We start from the raw sequence: 24227 nt of genomic DNA on the forward strand, positions 1-24227 counted from the left end.
TATCAGGGTAATCGACAGGTTCAGGTCAGCGCGGTCATTACCGCCGCCTGGTAGGCCGGCCGTTGCCTGAGGCGCTCGTACCACGCACGCAGGTGCTTCATTTCCGGACGCTCGATGGGCATCTCGAACCAGGCATACACGAAGCAGCCCAGCGGGATGTCGCCCATGCCGATCGCTTCCCCCGACAGGTAGGGTTGCGTGGCCAGGGCCTGATCGGCGATCGACAGCAGTTCGGCGCATTGCTTGTGCGCGGCGTTGATCTGCACCCAGTCCTGCTGGTCAGACGGGGTACGCAGGATGCCCCAGAACAACGGGCGAAATGGCGTAGCCAGCGATGACGTGGTCCAGTCCATCCACTTGTCTGCGCTGGCCCGGGCCGCCGGGTCGGCGGGGTACCAGTCAGTGTTTGGGGCATACCGGCCACACAGGTAGCGCACGATGGTATTGGATTCCCACAGCACCAGCTCGCCATCCTCGATCATCGGCACCCGGCCGTTGGGGTTGAGGGCACGGTAGTGCGGCTCGTCGACCACGCCGAACTCGCCACCGGCATCGATCGACTGGTAGTCCAGGCCCAGCTCCTGGGCGCACCACAGCGCCTTCCTGACGTTTGACGAGTTCTTGCGTCCCCAGATCTTCAGCATGACGACTCCTGACATAGGCGGTGGGCACTCAGTCTACCCGAGCTGGCGAGGCTGACAATCGCTGGCCCGCGGCCCGAAAACGCGAACTTCCACAGGTCACGTCCTGTCACTGTTCTGACGGGTTGTTTGGCACAGGCGGTCTAAGCTCTGTCGGATAGCTATTTCTGGAGCTCACGGAGGAAAGCATATGTTGCTGTTGTGGTTAGTGGTGCTGGTGGTCGGTATTGCCTACCTGGCGCACCGGCGGGTTGCCCCCCTGCCCGCACTGGGCGTGGTTGCCGTCTACCTGGTGGCGATGGGCGCATTCAGCCATGCCCCCGGCTGGCTGTTGACGATCTTCTGGCTGCTGCTGGTGGCCACTGCCGTGCCCCTGGTGCTGCCCGATCTGCGCCGCAAATGGCTGACTGCCCCGCTGTTCGGCTGGTTTCGCAAAACCTTGCCGCCGATGTCGCAGACCGAGCGCGAGGCCATCGATGCCGGCACGGTCTGGTGGGACGGCGAGCTCTTCAGTGGCCGCCCCGACTGGAACACCCTGCTGGCCTATCCCAAGGTGCAACTGAGCGCAGAAGAGCAAGCCTTCATCGACGGGCCCACCGAGGAGCTCTGCGCCATGGTCAGCGACTGGCAGATCGGCCAGGACATGGACCTTCCCGCCGAAGCCTGGGCGCACATCAAGACCCATGGCTTCTTTGTCCTGATCATTCCCAAGGAATACGGTGGCAAGGGCTTTTCCGCCTTCGCTCATTCACAGGTCGCGATGAAACTGGCCACCCGCAGCGGCGACCTGGCCTCCACCGTGATGGTGCCCAACTCGCTCGGCCCGGCCGAACTGCTGCTGCACTACGGCACCGACGAGCAACGCAACCATTACCTGCCCCGCCTGGCCCGCGGTGACGACATCCCGTGCTTCGCCCTCACCGGTCCGCTGGCCGGCTCCGACGCCGGCGCCATGCCCGACACCGGGGTCATCTGCAAGGGCCAGTGGCAGGGCGAGGAAGTACTGGGCCTGCGCCTGAACTGGGAGAAGCGCTATATCACCCTGGGCCCGGTGGCGACGCTGCTGGGTCTAGCGTTCAAGGCCTACGACCCCGATCACCTGCTGGGTGACAAGGAGGAGCTGGGTATCAGCCTGGCTCTCATCCCGACCGACACCCCAGGTGTCGAGATCGGTCAGCGCCATCTGCCGCTGGGCGCCGCGTTCATGAACGGCCCCAACAGCGGCAAGGACGTGTTCGTCCCGCTGAGTTTTCTGATTGGCGGGCAGGAGATGCTCGGCAAGGGCTGGATGATGCTGATGAACTGCCTGTCGGTGGGACGCTCGATCTCCTTGCCGGCAGTCGGTACCGGTGCCGCCAAGTACACCAGCCTGGTAACGGGCCAGTACGCACAGGTGCGCGAGCAGTTCAACGTACCGCTGGCCGCGTTCGAGGGCATTCAGGAGGCTCTGGCCCGCATCGGCGGCAATGCCTGGCTGATGGACAGCGCACGCATGCTCACCGCCAACGCGGTGGACCTGGGTGAAAAACCCTCGGTGCTGTCGGCGATCCTCAAGTACCACCTCACCGAACGGGGGCGCGAATGCATCCAGCACGCCATGGACGTGCACGGGGGCAAGGGCATCATCATGGGCCCGAACAACTACCTGGGTCGCAGCTGGCAGGGGGCACCGATCTTCATCACCGTCGAGGGCGCCAACATCCTCTCGCGCAACCTGATGATCTTTGGCCAGGGGGCGATTCGCTGCCACCCGTTCGTGCTCAAGGAGATGGCCCTGGCAGCACGTGAAGACCACGACCAGGCGCTCAAGGAGTTCGACGCCCTGCTGCTCAGGCATGTGGGCTTCGCGGTGGGTAACGCGGCCAGCACGCTGGTCCTTGGGTTGGGCCTGGGGCGCTTTGAAAAGGCACCCGGCGATGCATTGAGCCAGGGATACTTTCGCGCACTCGATCGCCAGGCGGCGGCCTTCGCCCTGCTGGCCGACCTGTGCATGATACTGCTCGGTGGCGAGCTGAAACGCCGTGAGCGCCTGTCGGCGCGCCTTGGCGACGTATTGAGCAACCTGTACCTGGGTTCGGCAGCCCTCAAGCGCTACCACGATCTCGATTCGCCCGAGTACCTGCGGCCGCTGTTGCGCTGGGCCATGGAAGAAAGCCTGGGCCAGGCCGAAAAAGCCCTGGACCGCCTGCTCGACAACTTCCCCAATCGGTTCCTCGGTGGCGCGCTGCGCCTGGTGGTGTTCCCGTTCGGGCGCCGTCATACCGGCCCGTCGGACGAACTGGATGCCGAGGTTGCTGCGCTGCTGGGTCGCGCCAAGGGTGATCCGGCACTCGAACAACTGCTGGCTGGCTGCTATCGCCCCACCGATGCAAGCGACCCGGTGGGCGCGTTGCAACAGGCCAGCGACCTGCTAAGGGCCAGCGCCCCGCTGCACAAGAAGCTGCACCAGGCCCACAAGGGCGGCCAATTGGCGCCGGCTCCCGGCGAATCGCTGATCGACGCAGCCTTGCACGCCAACACCTTGCAGGCCGGCGAAGCTCAAAGCCTGCACGAGGCCGAAGCCGCACGGCGCCGTGTGATCGACGTGGATGCGTTCAGCAAGGACGAGCTGCTGCCCACCGAGGGCAAGGTGCGCTGAGCATCACTCCAACGGGACATCGGGCGCGGGGAGCCTTATACTCCCGCGCCCGATTTTGCTCTAGAGGATCGCCCGCATGGCCAACGCCACTGCTCAACTGGAATACCACCTCGCCCTGCTCACCCACCTGCGCACCATCCTTGCAGCCCTGGGTGAGGCCGAACAGGTACCGGAAGAAAGCCACGCGCTGTTTCTGGAGCGTTTCGACGACCTGATGCAACAGTTGCCGGTCGACCCGGAGAGCACCTACCTGGGTCAGGACCTCATCTGCCAGGTCATCCAGCGCTACCCGCAGATCGCGCACCTTATCCCCCGCGACCTGCTGTGGTTCTTTGGCGGCGATTGCCTGCACTACATGCCGGAAGAAGAACTGGCCATGTACCAGGAGCTGGAAGAACGCCGCTACGAAGCCGAGCAGAACGACGAACCGTTCGACTGGAACCAGGAGAAGCAGTTGTTGAGCATGTCGGGCGACGACAGTAAGCACTGATGCGCAAGCTACCTGTCAGCGCGACCAGCAGAACTGGCAGGTAGCCCTCATGACCACGTCCCGCACAAAGCGCATTCACATGACTGCGTGTGCTTGAACGGGCTCAGAAGAAAAAGTACACGCCGGTATCGAGCTCGAGTGCCGTTCGCACCTGCGCCTCCACCTTCAGCAGTGCACCTACCTCGGGGCAGGCTTCGATACAGGCCGACACCAACGCACTGAATGCCGCCAACTGCACAGTGCCTAGAATCCTTTCATCTTCATACTCGTCAATGTTCAGCGCCAGCGCTCGATTGGCCTGCGTGAAAAGCCCCGATCGCCACACGGCTTCGAACTCCTCTGCATCCAGCTGAACATCTAGCAGGTCTGCGTCCGTACAGGTATCGGTATCCAGCCGCGACATGGCGCCTCGGCTCAACGGCACACAGATGATTTTCATGCTGCTCCCTGCCATCGCGCGGCGTCTTTTACGCAAAAAAAAACGCCGTTCATACGAACGGCGTTTTCTTTGAATTTGGAGCGGGAAACGAGACTCGAACTCGCGACCCCGACCTTGGCAAGGTCGTGCTCTACCAACTGAGCTATTCCCGCAAATGGCGTCCCCTAGGGGACTCGAACCCCTGTTACCGCCGTGAAAGGGCGGTGTCCTAGGCCACTAGACGAAGGGGACACTGCCTGAAACACCATGGTGTAGTGTTTCAGCTCCAGAAATACACCCGAAGATGCTTTCTGGTTTCACTCAGCCCTGCCCTGAAGCAAAGCTGCTTAAAATTGGAGCGGGAAACGAGACTCGAACTCGCGACCCCGACCTTGGCAAGGTCGTGCTCTACCAACTGAGCTATTCCCGCAATGGCGTCCCCTAGGGGACTCGAACCCCTGTTACCGCCGTGAAAGGGCGGTGTCCTAGGCCACTAGACGAAGGGGACACGCTACAACATTCACTCCCTGCCGCGTTTCGCTGTGTGCTTTACGCTGCAAGTGGCGCGCATTCTAGGGGTGCTTTGAGAAGTCGTCAACCCCTAGATATAAATTTATTTAAATCAATGACTTCGCCCTGCTTTACGCTGCCACGGAGGCCGCAGCGCGCCTGAGCCTTGACGATTATTTTCTGACGCACATACGCGACGCGGCCCAGTGCTGGCGGCACCTCAAGGCAAAATGCCAGCAATCCGCCCTGCTCAACTGCCAAACAGCTCTATCCGGGCAAAAGCGAAGCCACTACACTCAAACGGCAAACCTTCCTGTATGAGGCGTTAACGGTGACACCACTTCTGATCACCCTGCTTATAGTAGCGGGTATCGCACTCTTGATCGTGATTGGCTACCTGAACAATGTAGTCGAGAGCAACAAGCTGGAACGAGCCCGCCTCAAGATCGAGCTGGCCGACCGCTTGCGTCGTTGTGGCGAAATCACCGAAACCTTTCCCGGCCAGTTGATGACCCCGGCACTCAAGCTGCTGCTGACCCGCCTCGAACTGAACCTGAACCAGCGCCGCCTGGCCCTGGACAAGCACAACCGTGAAATCCAGGCACGCATCAGCGAGCTCCAGGGCCTGATTGCACTGGGCGATGGCATACCGGTGAACAACCCTCCCGGCCCGATCCAGACCGAAGCCCGTGCCAAGGATGTACGCTTTCTGCTCGAAGCCCTGCACAGCCAGGTGGTGCGCGCCTCCCAGGAAGGCTTCCTGCCGACCAACGAAGCCAAGTACTGGGTAAAGGAAATTCGCCATATCCTGGTGCTGCTGCACATCGAGTTCTTCAACAACCTGGGGCAGCATGCGCTGCAGCAGAACCAGCCGGGGCAGGCCCGCCTGGCGTTCGAACGGGGCGTGCAGTACCTGCGCAAGCAACCTGATCCGGTGCTCTACCGCGAGCAGCTCGACTATATGGACAAACTGCTGGCACGCGCCAACGCCATGGTACTGAGCCAGAACCAGCCAACCGAAGACGAGGTCAACCCACTGACCGAAGGGCTGAAGTCCGACACCGAAGAAGACTGGAAGAAGAAAGTCATCTACGACTGATTGCAACACAACCCATTCGCCAGCAGCCCCCGACAGGAGCCTTGCTGGCGAATGGGCGCAACGCCTCTACCCGCCTCAGCAGTCCGTCGAATCCAGGAAAATCCGCGCCAGACGCTCCAGCCCGGCCTGATCCTGCTCACCAAAGCGTGCAAGTACAGGGCTGTCCAGGTCCAGCACGCCGATCAGCGCACCGTCCTTGACCAGAGGGATCACCAACTCGCTGTTGGAGGCGCTGTCACAGGCAATATGCCCCGGGAAGGCATGCACATCCTCCACACGCTGGGTCTGGCGTGTAGCCGCCGCAGCCCCGCACACCCCGCGCCCGAACGGGATGCGTACACACGCAACCTGCCCCTGAAACGGCCCCAGCACCAGCTCTTCACCGCGCGCCAGGTAGAAACCTGCCCAGTTCAGGTCTTCGACCTGGCTGTACAGAAAGGCGGAAAGCTGCGCAGCGTTGGCAATGAAATCCCGCTCCCCGTCCAGTAGTGCCTCCAGCTGCGCCGCCAGCAGGTCATAGCCGCACTGGCCGCCCCCCACTGCATTCAAATCGATCATTACTGTTGCTCCAGCAGTTTCAGGCCCACCCAATAGCGGGCAAATTGATAGGCGCAGCGGCCATTGCGATTGCCGCGGCCGGTTGCCCAGCGGATCGCGGCCTTGTCCAGCTCTTCATCCCGCGCCCAGACCAGACCTGGCGCCAGCGCCAACTGGGTGATCCAGTGCTCGACCACATCAAGGAAGTGCTCTTGGGTGAACGGGTAGAACGACAGCCACAGACCGAAGCGGTCCGACAGGGCAATCTTGTCCTCGACGGCCTCGCTGGGGTGCAGCTCGCCGTCGACCATCTTCCAGTTCTCGTTGTCGCTCTGCTTTTCCGGCACCAGGTGCCGACGGTTGGAGGTGGCATACAGCAGAACGTTGTCCGGCGCCTGCTCGAGAGAGCCGTCCAGCACGCTCTTGAGCACGCGGTAGTCGCCCTCCCCGGCCTCGAACGACAGGTCATCGCAGAACAGCACGAAACGCTGTGGCAGTTTGTGCAATTGTTCCACCACCCGCGGCAGGTCCGCCAGGTGGTCACGCTCGATCTCGATCAGGCGCAGCCCCTGTGGGGCGTACTCTGCCAGCAAGGCACGCACCAGCGACGACTTGCCGGTGCCGCGCGAGCCCCACAGCAGCGCGTGGTTGGCCGGCATGCCGTCGATGAACTGGCGGGTATTGCGGCCCAGTTGTTCACGCTGCCTGTCGACACCTATCAGGTCGGTCAGGCGCATGTCCAGGCTGACCTCGAGCGGCAGCAGAAAACCGCTGCGCCCTTCGCGCTGCCAACGGGCAGCCAGGCACTGGGTCCAATCGATGCTGGGGCGCAATGCCGGCAGCAGCGGTTCCAGACGCGCCAATACCGATTCGGCGCGCTCCAGGAAAGCATTCAAGCGAGAGTCCACGTTATGTCCTCGACACAGATTCTTGGGAAAGCCTGAATGTGCGACAGTACCTGCCAGCTACCGGGGGTGATCGGCTATGCTTGCGCAGCGCACGGAAAGTGGAACTGGCTCGGGATACATGGATATCAAGTTCACCAATCGCCTGTCTTACAAGCAAGCCCGGCTGACGGTCCTGGTCGGTTTCATCCTGGGAACATTGCTCAGTCTCATCCAGATCGGCATCGATTATGCCAGCGAAGACGCCTCTATCAATCGCGAGATGCAGGCACTGCTGCAAATCAGCCACAACCCTGCCTCGCGCATTGCCTACAACCTCGATGCGGAACTGGCCAACGAACTGACCCTGGGCCTGCTCAAATCCCCCGCCATCACCCGTGCGCGCCTGATCGACAACACCGACAGCGTGTTGTCCGATGTGCAGCGCCCGCGCGAACAAAGCAGCTATCGGATGTTGAGTGATTTTCTCTTCGGCCAGAGCCGGCAGTTCCAGGATCGCCTGATGCTCGACCAGATGCCCAGCGAATACCTCGGCACCCTGTATCTTGAAGTCGACACCTTCGCCTTCGGCAGCCGCTTTCTGAAGCGGGCCGAAGTAACGCTGCTCAACGGGTTCGTGCGCAGCCTGGTGCTGACCGGCATCCTGCTGGCACTGTTCTATTTCATGCTGACCAAGCCGCTGGTGCGGGTGATCAGCGCCCTGAGCAACAGCAATGCACGCGCGCCCAACCAGAACAAGCTGGCCTTCCCGCCCGGTCACGAACAGGACGAGATCGGCGTGCTGGTCAAGGTCGCCAACCAGCAGTTCGTGAGCATGGCCACCGAGATCCAGCAGCGGCGCAACGCCGAAAACCGCCTGACCGACTACCTCAACGAGCTGGAAAACATCGTTTCGGCCCGTACCAACGAACTCAAGTCCAGCAACACCCGCCTGAGCCAGTCCAACGAGGAACTGGAGCAGGCGCGACGCCGAGCGCTGGACATGGCCCAGGCCCGTGCCGCATTCCTGGCCAACATGAGCCACGAGATCCGCACCCCGCTCAATGGTCTGCTGGGCATGATCGCGCTGTCGCTGGACAGCCCGCTCAACGCCGAACAACGCCAGCAGCTGTCCATCGCCCACGACTCGGGCAAGGTACTGGTGGAACTGCTCAACGATATTCTCGACCTGTCCAAGTTCGACGCCGGCCAGCTGGAGCTGGAGCGCATCCCCTTCGACCTCGGCGCCCTGGTGGAAGACACCGCCAACCTGCTGTCGCAGAACGCGGCGCCCAGCGTGGAGCTGACCTGCCTGATCGATCCGCAGTTTCCCAGCAGCGTGCTGGGTGACCCCACGCGGGTGCGCCAGATCGTCAGCAACCTGCTGTCCAACGCGCTCAAGTTCACCCGTTTCGGGCGTGTCGACGTTCGCCTGGGCACCTACTCCGGCGGCGTGCGCCTGGAGGTCTGCGACACGGGCATCGGCATCCCGCTGGAAGCCCAGGTCAGGATCTTTCAGCCTTTCACCCAGGCCGGTGCCGGCATTACCCGCCAGTATGGCGGCACCGGCCTGGGCCTGGCGCTGACCCGCAATCTTTGCGAAGCCATGCAGGGGCGCCTGAGCATCAGTTCGGAAGCTGGCTTCGGCAGCCAGTTCAGTGTCGAGCTGCCGCTGGCCTCCCACACCCCGGCGATTGCACCCGCCCCCCTGCGCGGCAAGGTGGTGGCGATCAGCAGCGCCAGCAGCGGCCTTGCCGAACTGCTGCAGAGCCTGCTGCCACGCTGGGGGCTGACGTACTCGCGCCATGACAGCATCGACAGCCTGGTCGACCTGGAGCCCGACCTGCTGGTCACCGACAACCTGGATGGCCTGTTCGGCCTGCGTCCGTCACTCAAGGCGCCAATCCTGCTGGTGACCGCCTATGGCAACTTCCTGCCGGGGGAAGAAGCCGCCCAGTTGGCACCGCTGCAGCAGCAGGCCCGCCCGCTGGCCCGCAACGCCCTGTACCAGACCTTGCAGCGCATTCTGCAGGGCAGTGACGATGCAGGCCCGGTCGCCCAGGCAGGCACCCATACCAGCGAGCGTCGTGCCCGCATCCTGCTGGTGGAAGACAACCCGGTGAACCAGCTGGTCGCCAAGGGCATGCTGGGCAAGCTGGGCTGCGAGGTGATCGTGGCCGCCCACGGCGGGGAGGCCCTGGAGCAGTTGGAGCAAGCCGCCTTCGACCTGGTGCTGATGGACTGCAACATGCCGGTGATGGACGGCTACGAGGCCAGCCGACGCATACGCCAGAGCGGACGCTGGCCCGACCTGCCCATCGTGGCACTTACCGCCAACGCCATGCCCGAGGAACGCGAACGCTGCCGGGCGGCAGGCATGAACGACTACCTGGCCAAACCCTTTCGCCGCGAAGAGTTGCTGGCGCTGATCGATCACTGGGTGCCGCCAACAGCCCCTGAAACCTAGCGCAGCAGCTTTTCGATATCGCCCGCCAGCGCCTCGGGCTTGGTGCTGGGCGCATAACGGCTCACGGCACCCGACTGCGGATCGACCAGGAACTTGGTGAAATTCCACTTGATCGCCTGCGAACCGAACAGGCCGGGAGCCCTCTGCTTGAGCGCGGCGAACAGGGGATGCGCGCCCGCCCCATTGACCTCGACCTTTCTGAACAGGGGAAAGCTCACGCCAAAGTTGGCTTCACAGAACTGCGATATCGCCAGCTCATCGCCCGGCTCCTGCTTGCCGAACTGGTTGCAGGGAAAGCCCAACACCACCAGGCCGCGCTCGCGATAGCGCTGCCATAGCGACTCCAGGCCCTTGTACTGTGGCGTGAACCCGCACTGGCTGGCGGTATTGACCACCAGCACCGCCCTTGCCGGGTAATCCGCCAGGGTTTTCTGCTCGCCCCGCAGGGTGGTGCAGGGAATATTGAGCAAACTGTTGTCGGCCATGACCGCGTCTCCTGCGTTCGGGTGGGTTACTGTCGCGGCACCAGGTCAAGGCACACCGAGTTGATGCAGTAGCGCAGACCGGTGGGCGGCGGGCCGTCGGGAAACACATGGCCCAGATGGGCATCGCAAGTGGCGCAGGTGACTTCGGTGCGAATCATGCCATGTGAGGTATCGCGGATCTCGACCATCGCGTTGTCGGCGATAGGCTCGTAGAAGCTGGGCCAGCCGCAGCCGGAGTCGAACTTGGCTCTGGAATCGAACAGCGGCTTGTTGCAGCAGATGCAATGGTAGACGCCATCGGTGCGGGTGCTGTTGTACTTGCCGCTGAACGGGCGCTCGGTGCCCTTCAGGCGGCACACGTTGTACTGCTCGGGGTCGAGCATCGCACGCCATTCTTCCAGGGTTTTCTCGATCTTTTCCATCACCAGGCCTCGCTGAATTAAAAACCCCGCACTGCGTCTTTTCGACAACGCGGGTGGCACGTATTATTGCGCCTCATCAGACGTCAGTCTGGCACCCGCGTTACACGCATTTCAAACGTTTTCACAGCGCAATGCGCGGCGATCTTTTCTAATCGGGATCACATCATGCAGGTCAGCAAATCGAACAAGCTCGCCAATGTCTGCTACGACATTCGCGGCCCGGTGCTCAAGCACGCCAAACGCCTGGAGGAGGAAGGCCACCGCATCCTCAAGCTGAACATCGGCAACCCGGCGCCCTTTGGTTTCGAGGCGCCCGACGAGATCCTCCAGGATGTGATCCGCAACCTGCCCACCGCCCAGGGCTACAGCGACTCCAAGGGCCTGTTCAGCGCGCGCAAGGCGGTGATGCAGTACTACCAGCAGAAGCAGGTCGAAGGTGTCGGCATCGAGGACATCTACCTGGGCAACGGCGTGTCCGAGCTGATCGTGATGTCGATGCAGGCCCTGCTCAACAACGGCGACGAGGTGCTGATCCCGGCCCCGGACTACCCGCTGTGGACCGCTGCGGTGAGCCTGGCCGGCGGCAACCCGGTGCACTACCTGTGCGACGAGCAGGCCGACTGGTTCCCCGACCTTGCCGACATCAAGGCCAAGATCACCCCCAACACCAAGGCCATGGTGATCATCAACCCGAACAACCCCACTGGCGCGGTGTACTCGCGCGAGCTGCTGCTGGGCATGCTGGAAATCGCCCGCCAACACAACCTGGTGGTGTTCTCCGACGAGATCTACGACAAGATCCTGTACGACAATGCCGTGCACATCTGCACCGCCTCGCTGGCCCCCGACCTGCTCTGCCTGACCTTCAACGGCCTGTCCAAGTCGTACCGGGTGGCGGGCTTCCGCTCCGGCTGGCTGGCGTTGTCCGGGCCCAAGCAGCACGCCCAGAGCTATATCGAAGGCATCGACATGCTGGCCAACATGCGCCTGTGCGCCAACGTGCCGAGCCAGCACGCCATCCAGACCGCACTGGGCGGCTACCAGAGCATCAATGACCTGGTGCTGCCGCCAGGTCGCCTGCTGGAGCAGCGCAACCGCACCTGGGAGCTGCTCAACGACATTCCAGGGGTCAGCTGCGTCAAGCCGATGGGCGCCCTGTATGCCTTCCCGCGCATCGACCCGAAGGTCTGCCCGATCTTCAACGACGAAAAGTTCGCCCTTGACCTGCTGCTGTCGGAAAAACTGCTGATCGTGCAAGGCACCGCCTTCAACTGGCCGTGGCCCGACCACTTCCGCGTCGTGACCCTGCCACGTGTCGATGACCTGGAGCAGGCGATCGGTCGCATCGGCAATTTCCTCAAGACCTACCAGCAGTAAGCCCGAATGCCTGCCTGCGCCAGCCCTGGCGCAGGCCACGGGCCAACCTCAAGCCTGCCGCTCTGGCTCGCGCACCTGGCATTCTCCGCGCCTGCCCGCACAAGTACACAGTTTGAAATAGTCGCCCGGTTGAATACACGGAGCGCGCACCTTATATACCCCGCATACGCAAGCTTTCTATCCGTCAGGAGAACGTAACAACCATGATGCGCATTTTGCTGTTTGTGGCCACCAACCTTGCGGTCGTGCTGATTGCCAGCATCACCCTGAGCCTGTTCGGCTTCAACGGGTTCATGGCGGCAAACGGGGTTGACCTCAAGCTCGACCAGTTGCTGATTTTCTGCGCTGTGTTCGGCTTTGCCGGCTCGCTGATCTCGCTGTTCATCTCCAAGTGGATGGCGAAGATGAGCACCGGTACCCAGATCATCACCCAGCCGCGCACCCACCATGAGCAATGGCTGCTGCAGACCGTCGAAGAGCTTTCCCGCCAGGCAGGCATCAAGATGCCCGAGGTGGGCGTCTTCCCGGCCTACGAGGCCAACGCCTTCGCTACCGGCTGGAATCGCAACGATGCGTTGGTCGCGGTCAGCCAGGGCCTGCTAGAGCGTTTCTCGCGTGATGAAGTCCGCGCCGTGCTGGCCCACGAGATCGGCCACGTCGCCAACGGCGACATGGTGACCCTCGCGCTGGTACAGGGTGTGGTCAACACCTTCGTGATGTTCTTCGCACGCATCATCGGCAATTTCGTCGACAAGGTGATCTTCAAGAACGAAGAAGGCCAGGGCATTGCCTACTACATCGCGACCATCGTTGCCGAACTGGTCCTGGGTATCCTGGCCAGCATCATCGTCATGTGGTTCTCGCGCAAGCGCGAGTTCCGCGCCGACGAAGCCGGCGCCCGCCTGGCCGGCACCAACGCGATGATTGGCGCGCTGCAGCGCCTGCGTTCTGAACAGGGCGTGCCTGTGCACATGCCTGACACCCTGAATGCCTTCGGCATCAATGGTGGCCTCAAGCAGGGCCTGGCAGGCCTGCTGATGAGTCACCCGCCGCTGGAAGATCGTATCGAAGCCCTGCGTCGTCGCGGCTAAGCGAGCAGCAGGCAAACAGGAAGGGCGACCCACGGGTTGCCCTTTTTCATTTCAGCGTTGCAGACGGTACACCCGCTCCACCAGCCGATCAGCACCCGCCTTGATGAACCTGGGGCTCTGCGCCAACACGTCGTCCTGCGCGGCGATCGCCAACTGCCACTGCTCGCCAAACAGGCGCTCGACCTCTTCATCGGGCACGGCAAAGGGCGGACCGTCAGTGACCGCCTGATCGTAGTCAAGAGTGATCAACAGGCCCTTGCAAGGCGACGGCAGGAGCTGCTGCAGATGCGCCACATACCGCTCGCGCATGGCAGGCGGCAAGGCGATGATCGCGGCACGGTCGTAAAGGCCCGCACAGCCCCGCACGTCACCCGCAGTCAGTGCGAAGAAATCGCCACACCACAACTCGATGCCCTCGCTGCGGTAGACCGTGAAGGCCCCCTGCTGCGAAACCTGCGGCTCCCGCTCATGCTCGGAAAAAAAGTCCTTCACCGCCCGCTCGGACAACTCCACCCCAAGCACGTCGTGGCCTTGCGCGGCCAGCCACGCCATGTCCAGACTCTTGCCGCACAGCGGCACCAGTACACGGGCACCAGGCGCAATGCCCAGTGCGGGCCAATGCTGCTGCAGATACGGGTTGACCTGCTGCTGGTGAAAGCCGATCAGATCGTTCTCCCAGCGGTTGTGCCAGAACGCGGGCTGCATAACCTTACCTCGATAAATTCGATTAAATACCGCAAAAACTTATATTAGATTTAGATCAATGATCTGCCTGAAGATGGCTGCATATTAACCTTCAGGACCACCCCGATGCTGCCCAGCCTGTTTATCTCCCACGGCTCTCCCATGCTGGCACTGGAACCGGGTGCCAGCGGCCCGGCACTTGCGCGCCTGGCGGCGCAACTGCCGCGCCCCAGAGCGATCGTCGTGATGTCTGCGCACTGGGAAACCACCGAACTGCGCGTGACAAGCAACCCGCACCCACCCACCTGGCACGACTTCGGCGGCTTTCCGGCCGCCTTGTATGCCGTGCAGTACCCTGCCCCCGGCGACCCACAGCTCGCCGAACAGGTAAGGCAACGGCTCAATGAAGCCGGGCTGCCCACAACACTCGACGCCAAGCGGCCTTTCGACCATGGCGCGTGGGTGCCCCTGTCGCTGATGTACCCGGCGGCGGACATACCGGTGGTGCAGGTATCACTGCCCAGCCAGCACGGCCCGGCGTACCAGCAACAGGTAGGCCAGGCACTGGCGGCCCTGCGCGAGGAAGGCGTGCTGCTGATCGGCTCCGGCAGCATTACCCACAACCTGCGCGAACTCGACTGGCATGCCGGCCCCGAGAGCGTAGAGCCCTGGGCACTGGCGTTTCGCGACTGGATGATCGACAAGCTGGCTGCGGGCGACACGCCGGCCCTGCATGACTATCGCCGGCAGGCGCCGTTTGCGGTGCGCAACCACCCGAGCGACGAGCACCTGCTGCCGCTGTACTTTGCCCGCGGCGCGGGCGAGCGGTTCGCGATCGAGCACCAGGGCTTCACCCTGGGAGCACTGGGAATGGATATCTATCGGTTCGACTGAGGCGGCAGCCCTTTCCCCGGCAAGGCCGGCCCCTATAAGCCAAACAGGCCGCCCAGGCAAAAAAAATCCCCGAACCAGTCGGGGATTTTTCATTTCACTCGAAGATCAATCTTCGCGATAACGACGCAGCTTCAGCTGCTTGCCGGCAACGCGAGTGTCCTTGAGCTTGGTCAGCAGCTTCTCGAGGCCATCTTCCGGCAGCTCGACCAGGCTGAAGCTGTCGCGCACCTGGATGCGACCGATCGCTTCGCGGGCCAGGCCGCCTTCGTTGAGGATCGCACCCAGCAGGTTCTTGGCCGCGATACCGTCACGCGCACCCAGCGCGGTACGGCAACGTGCACGACCTTCACCCAGTGGCATCGGCGCGCGACGCTCACGCTCGCCACGCTCGGAGCGCTCACCGGCAGGACGATCACCACGTGGGGCCGAAGTCGGCACCAGCGGCTGCTCTTTCTCGACGGCTTCCAGGGTCAGCGCCTGGCCATTGGTGGCCTTGCGCAGCAGGGCCGCGGCCAGGGCACGCGGGCTGCAACCGATGTCGGCAGTCAGGCGGTCGAGCAGATCACCGTGGGTAGCTTCTGCATCGGCAACCAGCGGCGCGAGGCTGTTGGTGAGCTTCTTGATGCGCGCGTCCAGTACGGCCTGGGCGTTGGGCAGACGAACTTCGGCAACCTTCTGGCCGGTCACACGCTCGATCACCTGCAGCATGCGGCGCTCACGCGGGGTGACCAGCAGCAGTGCACGACCTTCGCGACCGGCACGGCCGGTACGGCCGATACGGTGAACGTAGGACTCCGGATCGTACGGCATGTCGACGTTGAACACGTGGGTGATGCGCGGTACGTCCAGACCACGGGCAGCGACGTCGGTAGCGACGACGATGTCCAGGCGACCGTCCTTGAGCGAGTCGATGACGCGCTCACGCTGGTTCTGGGCGATGTCACCGTTGAGCGCGGCAGCCTTGTAGCCTTTGGCTTCCAGGGCGCTGGCCAGGTCCAGGGTGGCTTGCTTGGTACGTACGAAGGCGATCAGTGCATCGAACTCTTCGACTTCCAGCAGGCGCAGTACCGCCGAGACCTTCTGGTCGGCGTGGACCATCAGGTGTGCCTGCTCGATGGCAGTCACGGTCTGGGTCTTGGTCTGGATCTTGACGTGTTTCGGGTCACGCAGGTGACGCTCGGCGATCGCACGGATCGACTGCGGCAGGGTGGCCGAGAACAGTACGGTCTGGCGGGTTTCCGGCATGGCCTTGAAGATGACTTCCAGGTCGTCCATGAAGCCCAGCTTGAGCATTTCGTCAGCTTCGTCGAGCACCAGGTGATTGACGGTAGCCAGCACCTTCTCGTCGCGACGCAGGTGGTCGCACAGACGGCCAGGGGTAGCGACGACGATCTGCGCGCCGTTACGGATTGCTTTGAGTTGTGGGCCCATCGGGGCACCACCGTATACCGCTACCACGGTAACGCCCGGCATCTGCTTGGCGTAGGTTTCGAATGCGGTAGCTACTTGCAGCGCCAACTCACGGGTTGGCGCCAGGATCAGGGCTTGCGGCTCGCGCTTGCTCGGGTCGATGCGGTGCAGGATTGGCAGAGCGAAGGCAGCGGTTTTACCGGTACCTGTCTGCGCCTGACCGATCATGTCATGACCGGCAAGAATAATCGGGATCGATTGCTGCTGAATGGCCGATGGCTCTTCGTAGCCAGTGGCGATAACGGCGGCAACAATACTTGGATGAAGATCGAGAGCGGCGAAGCCGCCGGTTTCCTGGGTCATGGGTCTGCCTCTAAGTGCATCCGCAAAGACCCATGCTCCAAAGCTGCACATGCCTTGTAAGACCCGAAGGTCACCCTGGCAGCTTTGTCGGCGGGGATTTGCGAAAACGATTGAAGAAAAAAAGGAACGTCAAGGCAGAGTCCGCGGTGCGGACGCGCAGCCGAAGCTGGCTTCGGGGAATTGCACTACCTGAACGAGGTCCGGTAAAAGACCGGCGCGTACTATACCCGATTTCCTGCATCGCGTGAGACTTTTTTACAGGGAAGAGAAGCCCGGAGGCCTCGAATCGACAGCCCTTGCCGATGATCGAGGCCCACGCGTCTGTTGGCGGCGCGGCCGGAGCTGAAACGATTTATTCAAGATGCCGGTCGGATCACCTCGATCAGGCGCTGCAGGGAGTAGCCCAGGCGCGGCTCAAGGGCCCGGGCGCGCGCGGTGAGCGCCTCCCGGTCGAGGGTCTGGTCGAGGTCGGCGGGCACCAGCAGGATGACGTTGCCCTCCTTCACCGGCAGCTCCCAGTAATGGCGGTGATACAGCCCGCGCAACAGCGCAGCGCCCAGCGGCTTACCGTCATCGGTGGCCCACTGGTTGATGACCAGCCAGCCGCCGGGGTTCAGGCGCTTCTGGCAGTCTTCGAGAAACTTCCAGGCCAGGTGGCCGACGCCGGGCCCGTGGTCGGTGTAGAGGTCGACGAAGATCAGGTCGGCAGGCTCGGCCGTCTCCAGCAGCTCGACCGCATCACCCACGCGGATGTACAGGCGCGGATCATCGTCCAGCCCCAGGTACTCGATGGCCAGGCGCGGCACCTCGGGACGCAGCTCGATGGCCTCCACGTCCTCCAGGGGCAGGAACTTCAGGCAGGCCTGGGTCAGGGTACCGGCACCCAGGCCGAGAAACAGCGCGCTCTCAGGCTCGCAGTGGCACAGCGCGCCCACCAGCATGGCGCGGGTATAGTCGTACTCCAGCCAGCTCGGGTCGGCAGTGAATACGCAGCTCTGCTCGATGGCCTCGCCAAACTCGAGAAAGCGGTAGTCCTCGACTTCCAGCACGCTGATGGTGCCGAACTCGTCGTGCACCTGCGCCAGCAGCCGCTCTACCCGTTCCTCTGTCATGCTCTCTCCCGACACCTGCATGTGCCCAAGCAAAAACGACCATTGTCCGTCAATACAGGCGATGCAACAAGGCAGGGTCCAGGTGTTAGCATGTTCACAGCCCTTTTCCGATAGAAACCGAGCCTGTGATGAGCCAACCCTGGAGTCCCGATAGCTGGCGTGCCCTGCCGATCCAGCAGCAACCGCACTACCCCGATGCAGCGCACCTGCTCAAGGTCGAGCAGACCCTGGCCAGCTACCCGCCGCTGGTGTTCGCCGGCGAGGCGCGCGAGCTGCGCCGCCAGTTCGCCGAAGTGACCGAAGGCCGTGCCTTCCTGCTGCAGGGCGGCGATTGCGCCGAAAGCTTTGCCGAGTTCTCGGCAGCGAAAATCCGCGACACCTTCAAGGTGCTGCTGCAGATGGCCATCGTCATGACCTTTGCCGCCGGCTGCCCGGTGGTCAAGGTGGGGCGCATGGCCGGGCAGTTCGCCAAGCCGCGCTCGTCCAATGACGAAACCATCGGCGAGGTGACCCTGCCGGCCTACCGGGGCGACATCGTCAACGGCATCGGCTTCGACCCTGCCAGCCGCGTGCCCGACCCGGAGCGCCTGCTGCAGGCCTATCACCAGTCCACCGCCAGCCTCAACCTGCTGCGCGCCTTCGCCCAGGGTGGTTTCGCCGACCTGCACCAGGTGCACAAGTGGAACCTGGACTTCATCGCCAACTCGGCGCTGGCCGAAAAGTACAGCCAGCTGGCCGACCGCATCGACGAGACCCTGGCCTTCATGCGCGCCTGCGGCATGGACAGCTCGCCGCAACTGCGCGAAACCAGCTTTTTCACCGCGCACGAGGCGCTGCTGCTCAACTACGAGGAAGCCTTCGTGCGGCGCGACAGCCTGACCGGCGACTACTTCGACTGCTCGGCGCACATGCTCTGGATCGGTGATCGCACCCGTCAGCTGGACGGCGCCCACGTGGAGTTCCTGCGCGGGGTGAACAACCCGATCGGGGTCAAGGTGGGCCCGAGCATGAACACCGAGGAGCTGATCCGCCTGATCGACATCCTCAACCCGGCCAACGACCCGGGCCGGCTCAACCTGATCGTGCGCATGGGGGCCAACAAGGTCGGCGAGCACCTGCCGGGGCTGATCCGCAGCGTCGAGCGCGAGGGGCGCAAGGTGCTGTGGAGCTCCGACCCGATGCACGGCAATACCATCAAGGCCAGCAGCGGCTACAAGACCCGCGATTTCGCGCAGATCCTGGGCGAGGTCAAGCAGTTCTTCCAGGTGCACCAGGCCGAAGGCAGCCATGCCGGTGGCATTCACATCGAGATGACCGGTCAGAACGTCACCGAATGCATCGGCGGCGCCCGGCCGATCACCGAAGACGCGCTGTCGGACCGTTACCACACCCACTGCGACCCGCGCATGAACGCCGACCAGTCGCTGGAGCTGGCGTTCCTGATCGCCGAAACGCTCAAGCAGGTACGGCGCTGACACCTGCACGGCCCTCGACGGCCGTGCCGGCTCGACCCGCGGCGGGCTTCAGACCCTGAAGCCCAGCATCAACGCGCACACCACCAGAAACACACAGAACAACGAGCGCAGGACCTTTTCCGGCAGCGCATGGGCCAGCTTCACGCCCCAGCTGATACTCAGCAAGCCGCCCAGTGCCAGCGCGATGCCCATGTTCCAGTCCACATGCTGGTGCAGCCCGTAGGTCAGCAGCGTGACCGAGGTACTGGGCGCCGCCAGTGCCAGCGACAGGCCCTGGGCAACCACCTGGGTGGTGCCGAACACACTGGTCAGCACCGGTGTGGCGACCACCGCGCCCCCTACACCGAACAGCCCGCCGACCACACCGGCCCCCCCGCCCAGCACACCCAGCCAGGGCCAGGGCTGGCGCAACTCGGTCGAAGGCGGCGCGTTGCGAGTGAACATGCGCACCAGGTTCCACACCGTCAGCGCCACCAGAAACACCACGAAGCCGACGCGCATGGCCTGTGCATCCAACCCCACTGCCCAGATCGAGCCGAGCCAGGCGAACACGAAGCCGGCCAGCGACAAGGGCAATGCATGACGCAGCTCGATGCGATTGCGCTGGTGATAGCGCCACAGCGCCAGCAACACGTTCGGCACCACCATCACCAGCGCGGTGCCCTGGGCCAGTTGCTGGTCAAGGCCGAACAGCACGCCCAGCACGGGGATCGCGATCAGGCCGCCGCCGATCCCGAACAGCCCGCCCAAGGTACCCAGCCCTGCTCCCAATACGATGTACATCAACCACTCGACCATGCTCGCCTCTCTGCTCTGCAATAGCGCCATGCTACCGATGGCGGGCTAGCGGGGAAACGCACAGCAACGCACAATGGCTGTGCCCAATTCGCACAAGCAATCACCATGACCCCGGACGCCCTCACCCAACACCTGAGCCTGTTTCTCGATGTGCTCGAAAGCGGCAGCTTTTCTGCCGCAGCACGGCGCCACCCGCTGACCCCTTCGGCGGTGGCCCGACGCATCGATACCCTGGAGGCCGCCGTGGGCAGCCGCCTGTTCGTGCGCAGCACCCATGCGGTACGCCCCACGCCCGCCGGCAATGCATTCGCCGAACGCGCCCGGCGTATCGTCGAAGAGCTGCGTCTGGCCCGCGCCGAGGCCGTGTCGCTGAGCAATGCACCGGAGGGCCTGATCCGCATCGATGCGCCTTCGGCGTTTGGTCGCCGCCACCTGGCACCGGCCATCGCCGATTTTCTGGTGGCGTACCCGGGCCTGGACGTGCAACTGCGCCTGATCGACAGCTTCGTCGACCTGCAGGGCGCGCACCTGGGCGAAGTCGACCTGGTGCTGCGTGCAGGCCCTCTGGCCGATACCCGGCTGGTGGCAACACCACTGGCGTACATGGTGCGCATTGCCTGCGCCAGCCCCGCCTACCTGCAGGCCCGTGGCGTGCCTGCCAGCCCCTGCGACCTGCCAGAGCACGACGGGCTGGACTGGGATGGCCTGGCCCCACCCTTCGCCTGGCGCTTCGCGGTGGACGGGCAGATGCGTCTGCTGCGCCCCTCGCGCATGCGCATGAGCGCCAACAATGCCGAGACCCTGCTGTTCGGCGCCCTGGCGGGCCTGGGCATCGCGCACCTGCCCACCTGGCTGATCAGCGAGTACCTGCTGCGCGGCGACCTGCTGCCGCTGTTCTGCGAGAACGGGCTGCCCCCGGCCGAAACCAGCGGTGTCTATGCATTGCGCCTTGAACATGAAACGAACTCTCGCAGCCGTTTGCTGCTCGAATTCCTCAAGAGCCGCTTCAGCCCCATCCCTCCCTGGGACCTGGCACTGCAGAGCGAGCTGCGCTGGCAATAGCGCGCATAGCATGCGCGCCACCATTTCATGGACCAGATAGAAAGGAGCCGCATGAACGCCACCTCCAAAGCGCCCGTTTACGATGAGCTGCTGCTCGACAATCAGGTGTGCTTCGCCCTGCACTCCACGTCACTGCTCATGACCAAGGTGTACAAGCCACTGCTGCAGGCACTGGGCCTGACCTACCCGCAGTACCTGGCCATGCTGGTGCTATGGGAGCAGGACGGGCTGACCGTCGGCGAAATCAGCCATCGCCTGCTGACCGACCCCGGCTCGCTCACGCCCTTGCTCAAGCGCCTGGAAGCCGAGGGCCTGCTCAAGCGCACCCGCAGCCGCGAGGACGAGCGCGTGGTGATCGTGCAACTGACTGCCCAGGGGCGTGCCCTGCAAGCGCAGGCACGCTCGATACCGCCGTGCATCCTGGGCGCCAGCGGCCACTCGCTGGAGCGCCTGCAACGCTTGCAGGCCGAGCTGCTGGCGCTGCGCGACAACCTGCAGAACAGCCTCTGACGGCGCCGCAGCCGCGCACGCAGGGCATAAAAAAACCCGGCCTTGGCCGGGTTTTCGTGTTCGCGCAGATCGCCAGGTTTAAACCTTGGCGCGGCCCTTGTAGGAGCCACCTTCGCGGGTGTCGATCTCGATCCAGTCACCGATCTCGATGAAGTCGGCAACCGACAGCTCGGTACCGTTCTTCAGTTTGGCAGGCTTCATGACCTTGCCGGAGGTATCGCCACGGGCGGAACCTTCGGTGTAGTCGACCTGACGCACGATGGTGGTCGGCAGCTCTACGGAAACCAGGCGGTCTTCGAAGAATACGGCTTCGCATACATCGGTCATGCCTTCTTCAACGAAAGGCAGAACGCTTTCGATGTCTTCGGCGTTCAGCTCGTACATGGTGTAGTCGGTGGTGTCCATGAACGTGTAGGTGTCGCCGCTGATGAAGGACAGGGTCGCTTCTTTGCGGTCGAGGATCACGTCGTCCAGCTTGTCGTCGGCGCTGTAGACGGTTTCGGTCTTGTAGCCGGTCAGCAGGTTTTTCAGCTTGGTCTTCATGATCGCGCTGTTACGGCCCGATTTGGTGAATTCAGCTTTCTGAACCAGCCAAGGGTCGTTGTCGATACGGATCACGGTACCGGGTTTCAGCTCTTTACCAGTTTTCATTGCGAGATATCCGAATTTGGATGGATTTACAAAAATCGAGGCCGCATATCATAGCGAATTTCGACAAAACTGTACCAGCGCCGTGGCAAGGTCCGGCTGAGCGGCCTGCGCGGCGCACCAGCGCTCGGCGTGGGCGCTCAGTTCCGGCCAGTGCGCCAGCAGCTCGAGCCACGCCTGGCCCATGTCGCGATCCATGTTCCAGGCCCGCCACAGCGCCACCAGCGCGGCGGCTGCCGGGGCCGACAGGCCCTGGGTGTAATGGTCCAGAAAGGCCTCGAGCTTTTCCCAGTGGGCGTACTCTTCCTGCACATAGATATGCCACAGCAGTGGCCGCCCGGCCCACTGAGCACGCACGAACGAGTCCTCGCCGCGCACCGCATTGAACTCGCAGCACCACAGCAGCCGATCATAGTCATCCTGGCTGACGAAGGGCAGGATCTGCACCGTCAGCGCCCCACGCTGCGTCACACTGCCCACCCCCAGCCCGCTCTCGCCCAGCCAGGCCTGCACATCCCCCAGGATGCGCCCCTCGGGCACCAGCAGGTGACTGGGGCGGGTGTCGGCGGCCAGCACATCGAGCCAACTGGCCAGGCCCGGGTTCTCATAGGCGAACAACGAGATCAGCCGTGCACCCTCATGCACCCTCACGCCCAGGCCGCGCAGGAATGCCTGACGGGCCTGCGGGTCGTCTTCGAACGCCTTGCGACGCGCCAGCAACGTGGCTTCGCGCAGCAACCCGCCGGTACCGGGCGTGAACCCCGGAAAGAAGAACACCTTGCGCAGACCATTGGCCTGGGGCGACGGCAGGCCGTGGCAGCCTTCCACCCAGCCCTCGGCGCTCAGGTACTCCAGGTTCAGCCACACTGCCGGCACGGTGCGGTCCTGCATGGCCTGGACATAGGCCGCTGGCAAGTGGCAGCCGAAGGCGCCGATCACCACGTCCGGCACTGCCGTCGGCTGCCAGTCGGCCGGCCACAGGCACACCTCGACGCCTTGCTGCCATTGCTGCCGGGCCTGGGCGTCCGCCTCGGGGCACAGGCGCACGAAGGCCGCCAGTTCATCCACCCACAGGCGCACCGCCACGTCGTGTTCGGCCACCAGTTGCCGGGCCAGGCGCCAGGTGACGCCGATGTCGCCATAGTTGTCGACGACGCAACAGAAGATATCCCAGGTCGGTTTCATGGCAGGCACCTCGCGTTGAGCCGGAAACAAAAAGCGCCGATTGTCCGGGTTAATCATTGCAGACAACAGTAGCGAGGCTGAATAAAACCCGCGCTGCATGCGACAATCGCCGCCATTGTCCTGGCCAGGAGGCTGCCATGTCGTACCGTGCGCGTCGCCGTGAACTGAAAATTTCGCAAAACCCGCTGCAACTGATCCTGTGCGTGGCCATCGGCCTTTGGCTGGGCTTCGTTGCCATCATGCTGACCCTGTGGCTGGGCTGGCAGTACCTGCCCGACCTGCGCCAGCCCCTGCACGAGGTGATCGCCCCGCCCGCGCCGGCCCTGGCGCCGCAGCAGTCGCCGGAGCAGAACCGCATGTTCGAGCAGTACAAGCAGATCCTGCACGATCAGGCGGTGCAGCAGGCCGAGGAGCAGGCCCAGGGCAGCCCGCGCAACCTGTCCAACCCCAGATGCCAGTTCTGGCTGCAACAGAACCGTACCGCCCCCACCGAGAAAAGCCGCGCCAATGTCCTTGAGTTCTGCAACTGAGATGAACAAGACCGACCTGCTGGCGCGCATCATCGAGCGCCTGGGCGTCGACCTCGACGTGGCACAACGTGCTGCGCAGACCGCGTATGAGGCGGCCACTGCCGAGGAGAACATCGCCGAGAACAAGTACGACACCCTCGGCCTGGAAGCCTCGTACCTGGCCACCGGGCAGGCCCGGCGCATGGAGGAGATTCGCCAGGCACGGCTGGCGTACCAGCAACTGACCCTGCGCGACTACGACCCCGAGGCCGGCGTGCAACTGAGCAACCTGGTGCTGCTGGCCGACGAACAGGATCGCCAGCAGCGCGTGTTCCTGGGGCCGGAAGCGGCAGGGCTGAAAATCGGCGAAGGGCAGGCGCTGATCACGGTGATCACCCCGCGCTCACCTTTGGGGCAAAGCCTGATGGGCAAGCTCGAGGGCGACGAGGTGGTGCTGGTACTGGGCAATGGGCGCCAGGTCTACGAACTGGTGGAAGTGCTCTGAAGCACTTCGCTGG

At 63.5% G+C, this 24227-nt stretch carries 23 protein-coding genes, 4 tRNA genes and 1 pseudogene; 12 read left to right on the forward strand and 16 right to left on the reverse strand.

The features are described 5' to 3' along the window. Positions 1–20: 20 nt before the first annotated feature. Positions 21–644, reverse strand: coding sequence for a glutathione S-transferase (locus QMX96_RS13235; protein ID WP_100634415.1), 624 nt, complete (start codon positions 642–644; stop codon positions 21–23). 187 nt (positions 645–831) lie between these two features. On the opposite strand from QMX96_RS13235, the gene QMX96_RS13240 reads away from it, so the two are divergent. Both QMX96_RS13240 and QMX96_RS13245 read left to right on the forward strand, forming a co-directional pair. Next, positions 832–3279, forward strand: coding sequence for an acyl-CoA dehydrogenase (locus QMX96_RS13240; protein WP_282361888.1), 2448 nt, complete (start codon positions 832–834; stop codon positions 3277–3279). Between the two features lie 76 nt (positions 3280–3355). Continuing rightward, the gene (locus QMX96_RS13245; RefSeq protein ID WP_043862897.1) at positions 3356–3769 is read left to right on the forward strand and encodes a PA2817 family protein; all 414 of its coding nucleotides are present in this window, start codon (positions 3356–3358) and stop codon (positions 3767–3769) included. 103 nt (positions 3770–3872) lie between these two features. Here QMX96_RS13245 and QMX96_RS13250 read toward each other — a convergent pair whose 3' ends face one another. The 5 genes from QMX96_RS13250 to QMX96_RS13270 form a co-directional block, all read right to left on the reverse strand. Continuing rightward, positions 3873–4208, reverse strand: coding sequence for a hypothetical protein (locus tag QMX96_RS13250; protein WP_063612007.1), 336 nt, complete (start codon positions 4206–4208; stop codon positions 3873–3875). 76 nt (positions 4209–4284) lie between these two features. Further along, positions 4285–4360 (reverse strand) — tRNA-Gly (locus QMX96_RS13255). 3 nt (positions 4361–4363) lie between these two features. Next, positions 4364–4439, reverse strand: a tRNA-Glu gene (locus tag QMX96_RS13260). A 102-nt stretch (positions 4440–4541) separates the two neighbouring features. Then, positions 4542–4617 (reverse strand) — tRNA-Gly (locus QMX96_RS13265). 2 nt (positions 4618–4619) lie between these two features. Further along, positions 4620–4695, reverse strand: a tRNA-Glu gene (locus QMX96_RS13270). A 333-nt stretch (positions 4696–5028) separates the two neighbouring features. On the opposite strand from QMX96_RS13270, the gene QMX96_RS13275 reads away from it, so the two are divergent. Continuing rightward, a complete protein-coding gene (locus tag QMX96_RS13275; RefSeq protein ID WP_043862749.1) occupies positions 5029–5796 on the forward strand; it encodes a hypothetical protein in 768 nt (255 codons plus the stop codon). Between the two features lie 75 nt (positions 5797–5871). On the opposite strand, the gene QMX96_RS13280 is transcribed toward QMX96_RS13275, so the two are convergent. Together QMX96_RS13280 and QMX96_RS13285 are read right to left on the reverse strand one after the other, a co-directional pair. Continuing rightward, positions 5872–6354: a GAF domain-containing protein gene (locus QMX96_RS13280; protein WP_054915824.1), complete on the reverse strand. Its 483-nt coding sequence runs from the start codon at positions 6352–6354 to the stop codon at positions 5872–5874. After that, a complete protein-coding gene (locus QMX96_RS13285; protein WP_058541064.1) occupies positions 6354–7241 on the reverse strand; it encodes an ATP-binding protein in 888 nt (295 codons plus the stop codon). The genes QMX96_RS13280 and QMX96_RS13285 overlap by 1 nt, the downstream gene beginning before the upstream one ends. Before the next feature lie 76 nt (positions 7242–7317). Here QMX96_RS13285 and QMX96_RS13290 point away from each other — a divergent pair, with 76 nt between their 5' ends. Next, positions 7318–9684 (forward strand): response regulator, encoded by a 2367-nt coding sequence (locus QMX96_RS13290; RefSeq protein WP_282361889.1) that lies wholly within the window; start codon positions 7318–7320, stop codon positions 9682–9684. Here QMX96_RS13290 and QMX96_RS13295 read toward each other — a convergent pair. Together QMX96_RS13295 and msrB are read right to left on the reverse strand one after the other, a co-directional pair. Then, a complete protein-coding gene (locus QMX96_RS13295; RefSeq protein ID WP_043862745.1) occupies positions 9681–10169 on the reverse strand; it encodes a glutathione peroxidase in 489 nt (162 codons plus the stop codon). The genes QMX96_RS13290 and QMX96_RS13295 overlap by 4 nt on opposite strands. A 26-nt stretch (positions 10170–10195) precedes the next feature. Then, positions 10196–10591, reverse strand: coding sequence for a peptide-methionine (R)-S-oxide reductase MsrB (gene msrB, locus QMX96_RS13300; RefSeq protein WP_043862744.1), 396 nt, complete (start codon positions 10589–10591; stop codon positions 10196–10198). Positions 10592–10756: 165 nt separating this feature from the next. Here msrB and QMX96_RS13305 point away from each other — a divergent pair, with 165 nt between their 5' ends. Both QMX96_RS13305 and htpX read left to right on the forward strand, forming a co-directional pair. Then, positions 10757–11968: a pyridoxal phosphate-dependent aminotransferase gene (locus tag QMX96_RS13305; RefSeq protein ID WP_282361890.1), complete on the forward strand. Its 1212-nt coding sequence runs from the start codon at positions 10757–10759 to the stop codon at positions 11966–11968. A 203-nt stretch (positions 11969–12171) separates the two neighbouring features. Beyond that, positions 12172–13059, forward strand: a complete 888-nt coding sequence (gene htpX / locus QMX96_RS13310; RefSeq protein ID WP_043862742.1) for a protease HtpX — start codon at positions 12172–12174, stop codon at positions 13057–13059. A 51-nt stretch (positions 13060–13110) separates the two neighbouring features. Here the strand turns inward: htpX and QMX96_RS13315 are convergent, their stop codons facing one another. Further along, the gene (locus QMX96_RS13315; RefSeq protein ID WP_078479742.1) at positions 13111–13764 is read right to left on the reverse strand and encodes a thiopurine S-methyltransferase; all 654 of its coding nucleotides are present in this window, start codon (positions 13762–13764) and stop codon (positions 13111–13113) included. A gap of 105 nt (positions 13765–13869) precedes the next feature. Here QMX96_RS13315 and QMX96_RS13320 point away from each other — a divergent pair, with 105 nt between their 5' ends. Continuing rightward, entirely contained in the window at positions 13870–14637 is a 768-nt protein-coding gene (locus QMX96_RS13320) for a class III extradiol ring-cleavage dioxygenase (RefSeq protein WP_054915826.1), read from the forward strand. 105 nt (positions 14638–14742) lie between these two features. Here QMX96_RS13320 and QMX96_RS13325 read toward each other — a convergent pair. Both QMX96_RS13325 and QMX96_RS13330 read right to left on the reverse strand, forming a co-directional pair. Next, positions 14743–16444 (reverse strand): annotated as a pseudogene (locus tag QMX96_RS13325) (DEAD/DEAH box helicase). A 322-nt stretch (positions 16445–16766) separates the two neighbouring features. After that, positions 16767–17522, reverse strand: coding sequence for a spermidine synthase (locus QMX96_RS13330; RefSeq protein WP_043862738.1), 756 nt, complete (start codon positions 17520–17522; stop codon positions 16767–16769). A 128-nt stretch (positions 17523–17650) separates the two neighbouring features. On the opposite strand from QMX96_RS13330, the gene QMX96_RS13335 reads away from it, so the two are divergent. Next, entirely contained in the window at positions 17651–18997 is a 1347-nt protein-coding gene (locus tag QMX96_RS13335; RefSeq protein ID WP_054915827.1) for a 3-deoxy-7-phosphoheptulonate synthase class II, read from the forward strand. Positions 18998–19045: 48 nt separating this feature from the next. On the opposite strand, the gene QMX96_RS13340 is transcribed toward QMX96_RS13335, so the two are convergent. Beyond that, entirely contained in the window at positions 19046–19795 is a 750-nt protein-coding gene (locus tag QMX96_RS13340) for a sulfite exporter TauE/SafE family protein (protein ID WP_043862736.1), read from the reverse strand. 105 nt (positions 19796–19900) lie between these two features. Here QMX96_RS13340 and QMX96_RS13345 point away from each other — a divergent pair, with 105 nt between their 5' ends. Together QMX96_RS13345 and QMX96_RS13350 are read left to right on the forward strand one after the other, a co-directional pair. Then, entirely contained in the window at positions 19901–20857 is a 957-nt protein-coding gene (locus tag QMX96_RS13345; RefSeq protein WP_054915829.1) for a LysR family transcriptional regulator, read from the forward strand. A gap of 51 nt (positions 20858–20908) precedes the next feature. Beyond that, the gene (locus QMX96_RS13350; RefSeq protein WP_043862734.1) at positions 20909–21367 is read left to right on the forward strand and encodes a MarR family transcriptional regulator; all 459 of its coding nucleotides are present in this window, start codon (positions 20909–20911) and stop codon (positions 21365–21367) included. Positions 21368–21445: 78 nt separating this feature from the next. Here QMX96_RS13350 and QMX96_RS13355 read toward each other — a convergent pair whose 3' ends face one another. Together QMX96_RS13355 and earP are read right to left on the reverse strand one after the other, a co-directional pair. Next, positions 21446–22018: an elongation factor P gene (locus tag QMX96_RS13355; protein WP_043862733.1), complete on the reverse strand. Its 573-nt coding sequence runs from the start codon at positions 22016–22018 to the stop codon at positions 21446–21448. 48 nt (positions 22019–22066) lie between these two features. Beyond that, on the reverse strand, positions 22067–23200 hold the full coding sequence (gene earP, locus QMX96_RS13360) for an elongation factor P maturation arginine rhamnosyltransferase EarP (protein ID WP_282361891.1): 1134 nt from the start codon (positions 23198–23200) through the stop codon (positions 22067–22069). A 137-nt stretch (positions 23201–23337) separates the two neighbouring features. On the opposite strand from earP, the gene QMX96_RS13365 reads away from it, so the two are divergent. After that, positions 23338–23730 carry a hypothetical protein gene (locus tag QMX96_RS13365; protein ID WP_058541059.1) on the forward strand — a complete coding sequence of 131 codons (393 nt, stop codon included), beginning with the start codon at positions 23338–23340 and terminating at the stop codon, positions 23728–23730. 1 nt (position 23731) lies between these two features. Beyond that, positions 23732–24214 carry a GreA/GreB family elongation factor gene (locus tag QMX96_RS13370; RefSeq protein WP_043862730.1) on the forward strand — a complete coding sequence of 161 codons (483 nt, stop codon included), beginning with the start codon at positions 23732–23734 and terminating at the stop codon, positions 24212–24214. Positions 24215–24227 lie beyond the last annotated feature (13 nt).

Source organism: Pseudomonas sp. PS01300, assembly GCF_029960155.1.
Lineage (GTDB): Bacteria > Pseudomonadota > Gammaproteobacteria > Pseudomonadales > Pseudomonadaceae > Aquipseudomonas > Aquipseudomonas palmensis.

Excerpts from the sequence above, each read along its gene's own strand:
- earP (WP_282361891.1), bottom strand. The coding sequence starts at position 23,200 with ATGAAACCGACCTGGGATATCTTCTGTTGCGTCGTCGACAACTATGGC.
- QMX96_RS13280 (WP_054915824.1), bottom strand. The coding sequence starts at position 6,354 with ATGATCGATTTGAATGCAGTGGGGGGCGGCCAGTGCGGCTATGACCTG.
- QMX96_RS13235 (WP_100634415.1), bottom strand. The coding sequence starts at position 644 with ATGCTGAAGATCTGGGGACGCAAGAACTCGTCAAACGTCAGGAAGGCG.
- QMX96_RS13350 (WP_043862734.1), top strand. The coding sequence starts at position 20,909 with ATGAACGCCACCTCCAAAGCGCCCGTTTACGATGAGCTGCTGCTCGAC.
- QMX96_RS13355 (WP_043862733.1), bottom strand. The coding sequence starts at position 22,018 with ATGAAAACTGGTAAAGAGCTGAAACCCGGTACCGTGATCCGTATCGAC.
- htpX (WP_043862742.1), top strand. The coding sequence starts at position 12,172 with ATGATGCGCATTTTGCTGTTTGTGGCCACCAACCTTGCGGTCGTGCTG.
- QMX96_RS13320 (WP_054915826.1), top strand. The coding sequence starts at position 13,870 with ATGCTGCCCAGCCTGTTTATCTCCCACGGCTCTCCCATGCTGGCACTG.
- QMX96_RS13250 (WP_063612007.1), bottom strand. The coding sequence starts at position 4,208 with ATGAAAATCATCTGTGTGCCGTTGAGCCGAGGCGCCATGTCGCGGCTG.
- QMX96_RS13340 (WP_043862736.1), bottom strand. The coding sequence starts at position 19,795 with ATGGTCGAGTGGTTGATGTACATCGTATTGGGAGCAGGGCTGGGTACC.
- QMX96_RS13245 (WP_043862897.1), top strand. The coding sequence starts at position 3,356 with ATGGCCAACGCCACTGCTCAACTGGAATACCACCTCGCCCTGCTCACC.
- QMX96_RS13345 (WP_054915829.1), top strand. The coding sequence starts at position 19,901 with ATGACCCCGGACGCCCTCACCCAACACCTGAGCCTGTTTCTCGATGTG.
- QMX96_RS13295 (WP_043862745.1), bottom strand. The coding sequence starts at position 10,169 with ATGGCCGACAACAGTTTGCTCAATATTCCCTGCACCACCCTGCGGGGC.
- QMX96_RS13240 (WP_282361888.1), top strand. The coding sequence starts at position 832 with ATGTTGCTGTTGTGGTTAGTGGTGCTGGTGGTCGGTATTGCCTACCTG.
- QMX96_RS13370 (WP_043862730.1), top strand. The coding sequence starts at position 23,732 with ATGAACAAGACCGACCTGCTGGCGCGCATCATCGAGCGCCTGGGCGTC.
- QMX96_RS13335 (WP_054915827.1), top strand. The coding sequence starts at position 17,651 with ATGAGCCAACCCTGGAGTCCCGATAGCTGGCGTGCCCTGCCGATCCAG.
- QMX96_RS13315 (WP_078479742.1), bottom strand. The coding sequence starts at position 13,764 with ATGCAGCCCGCGTTCTGGCACAACCGCTGGGAGAACGATCTGATCGGC.
- QMX96_RS13290 (WP_282361889.1), top strand. The coding sequence starts at position 7,318 with ATGCTTGCGCAGCGCACGGAAAGTGGAACTGGCTCGGGATACATGGAT.
- QMX96_RS13305 (WP_282361890.1), top strand. The coding sequence starts at position 10,757 with ATGCAGGTCAGCAAATCGAACAAGCTCGCCAATGTCTGCTACGACATT.
- QMX96_RS13330 (WP_043862738.1), bottom strand. The coding sequence starts at position 17,522 with ATGACAGAGGAACGGGTAGAGCGGCTGCTGGCGCAGGTGCACGACGAG.
- QMX96_RS13365 (WP_058541059.1), top strand. The coding sequence starts at position 23,338 with ATGTCGTACCGTGCGCGTCGCCGTGAACTGAAAATTTCGCAAAACCCG.
- msrB (WP_043862744.1), bottom strand. The coding sequence starts at position 10,591 with ATGGAAAAGATCGAGAAAACCCTGGAAGAATGGCGTGCGATGCTCGAC.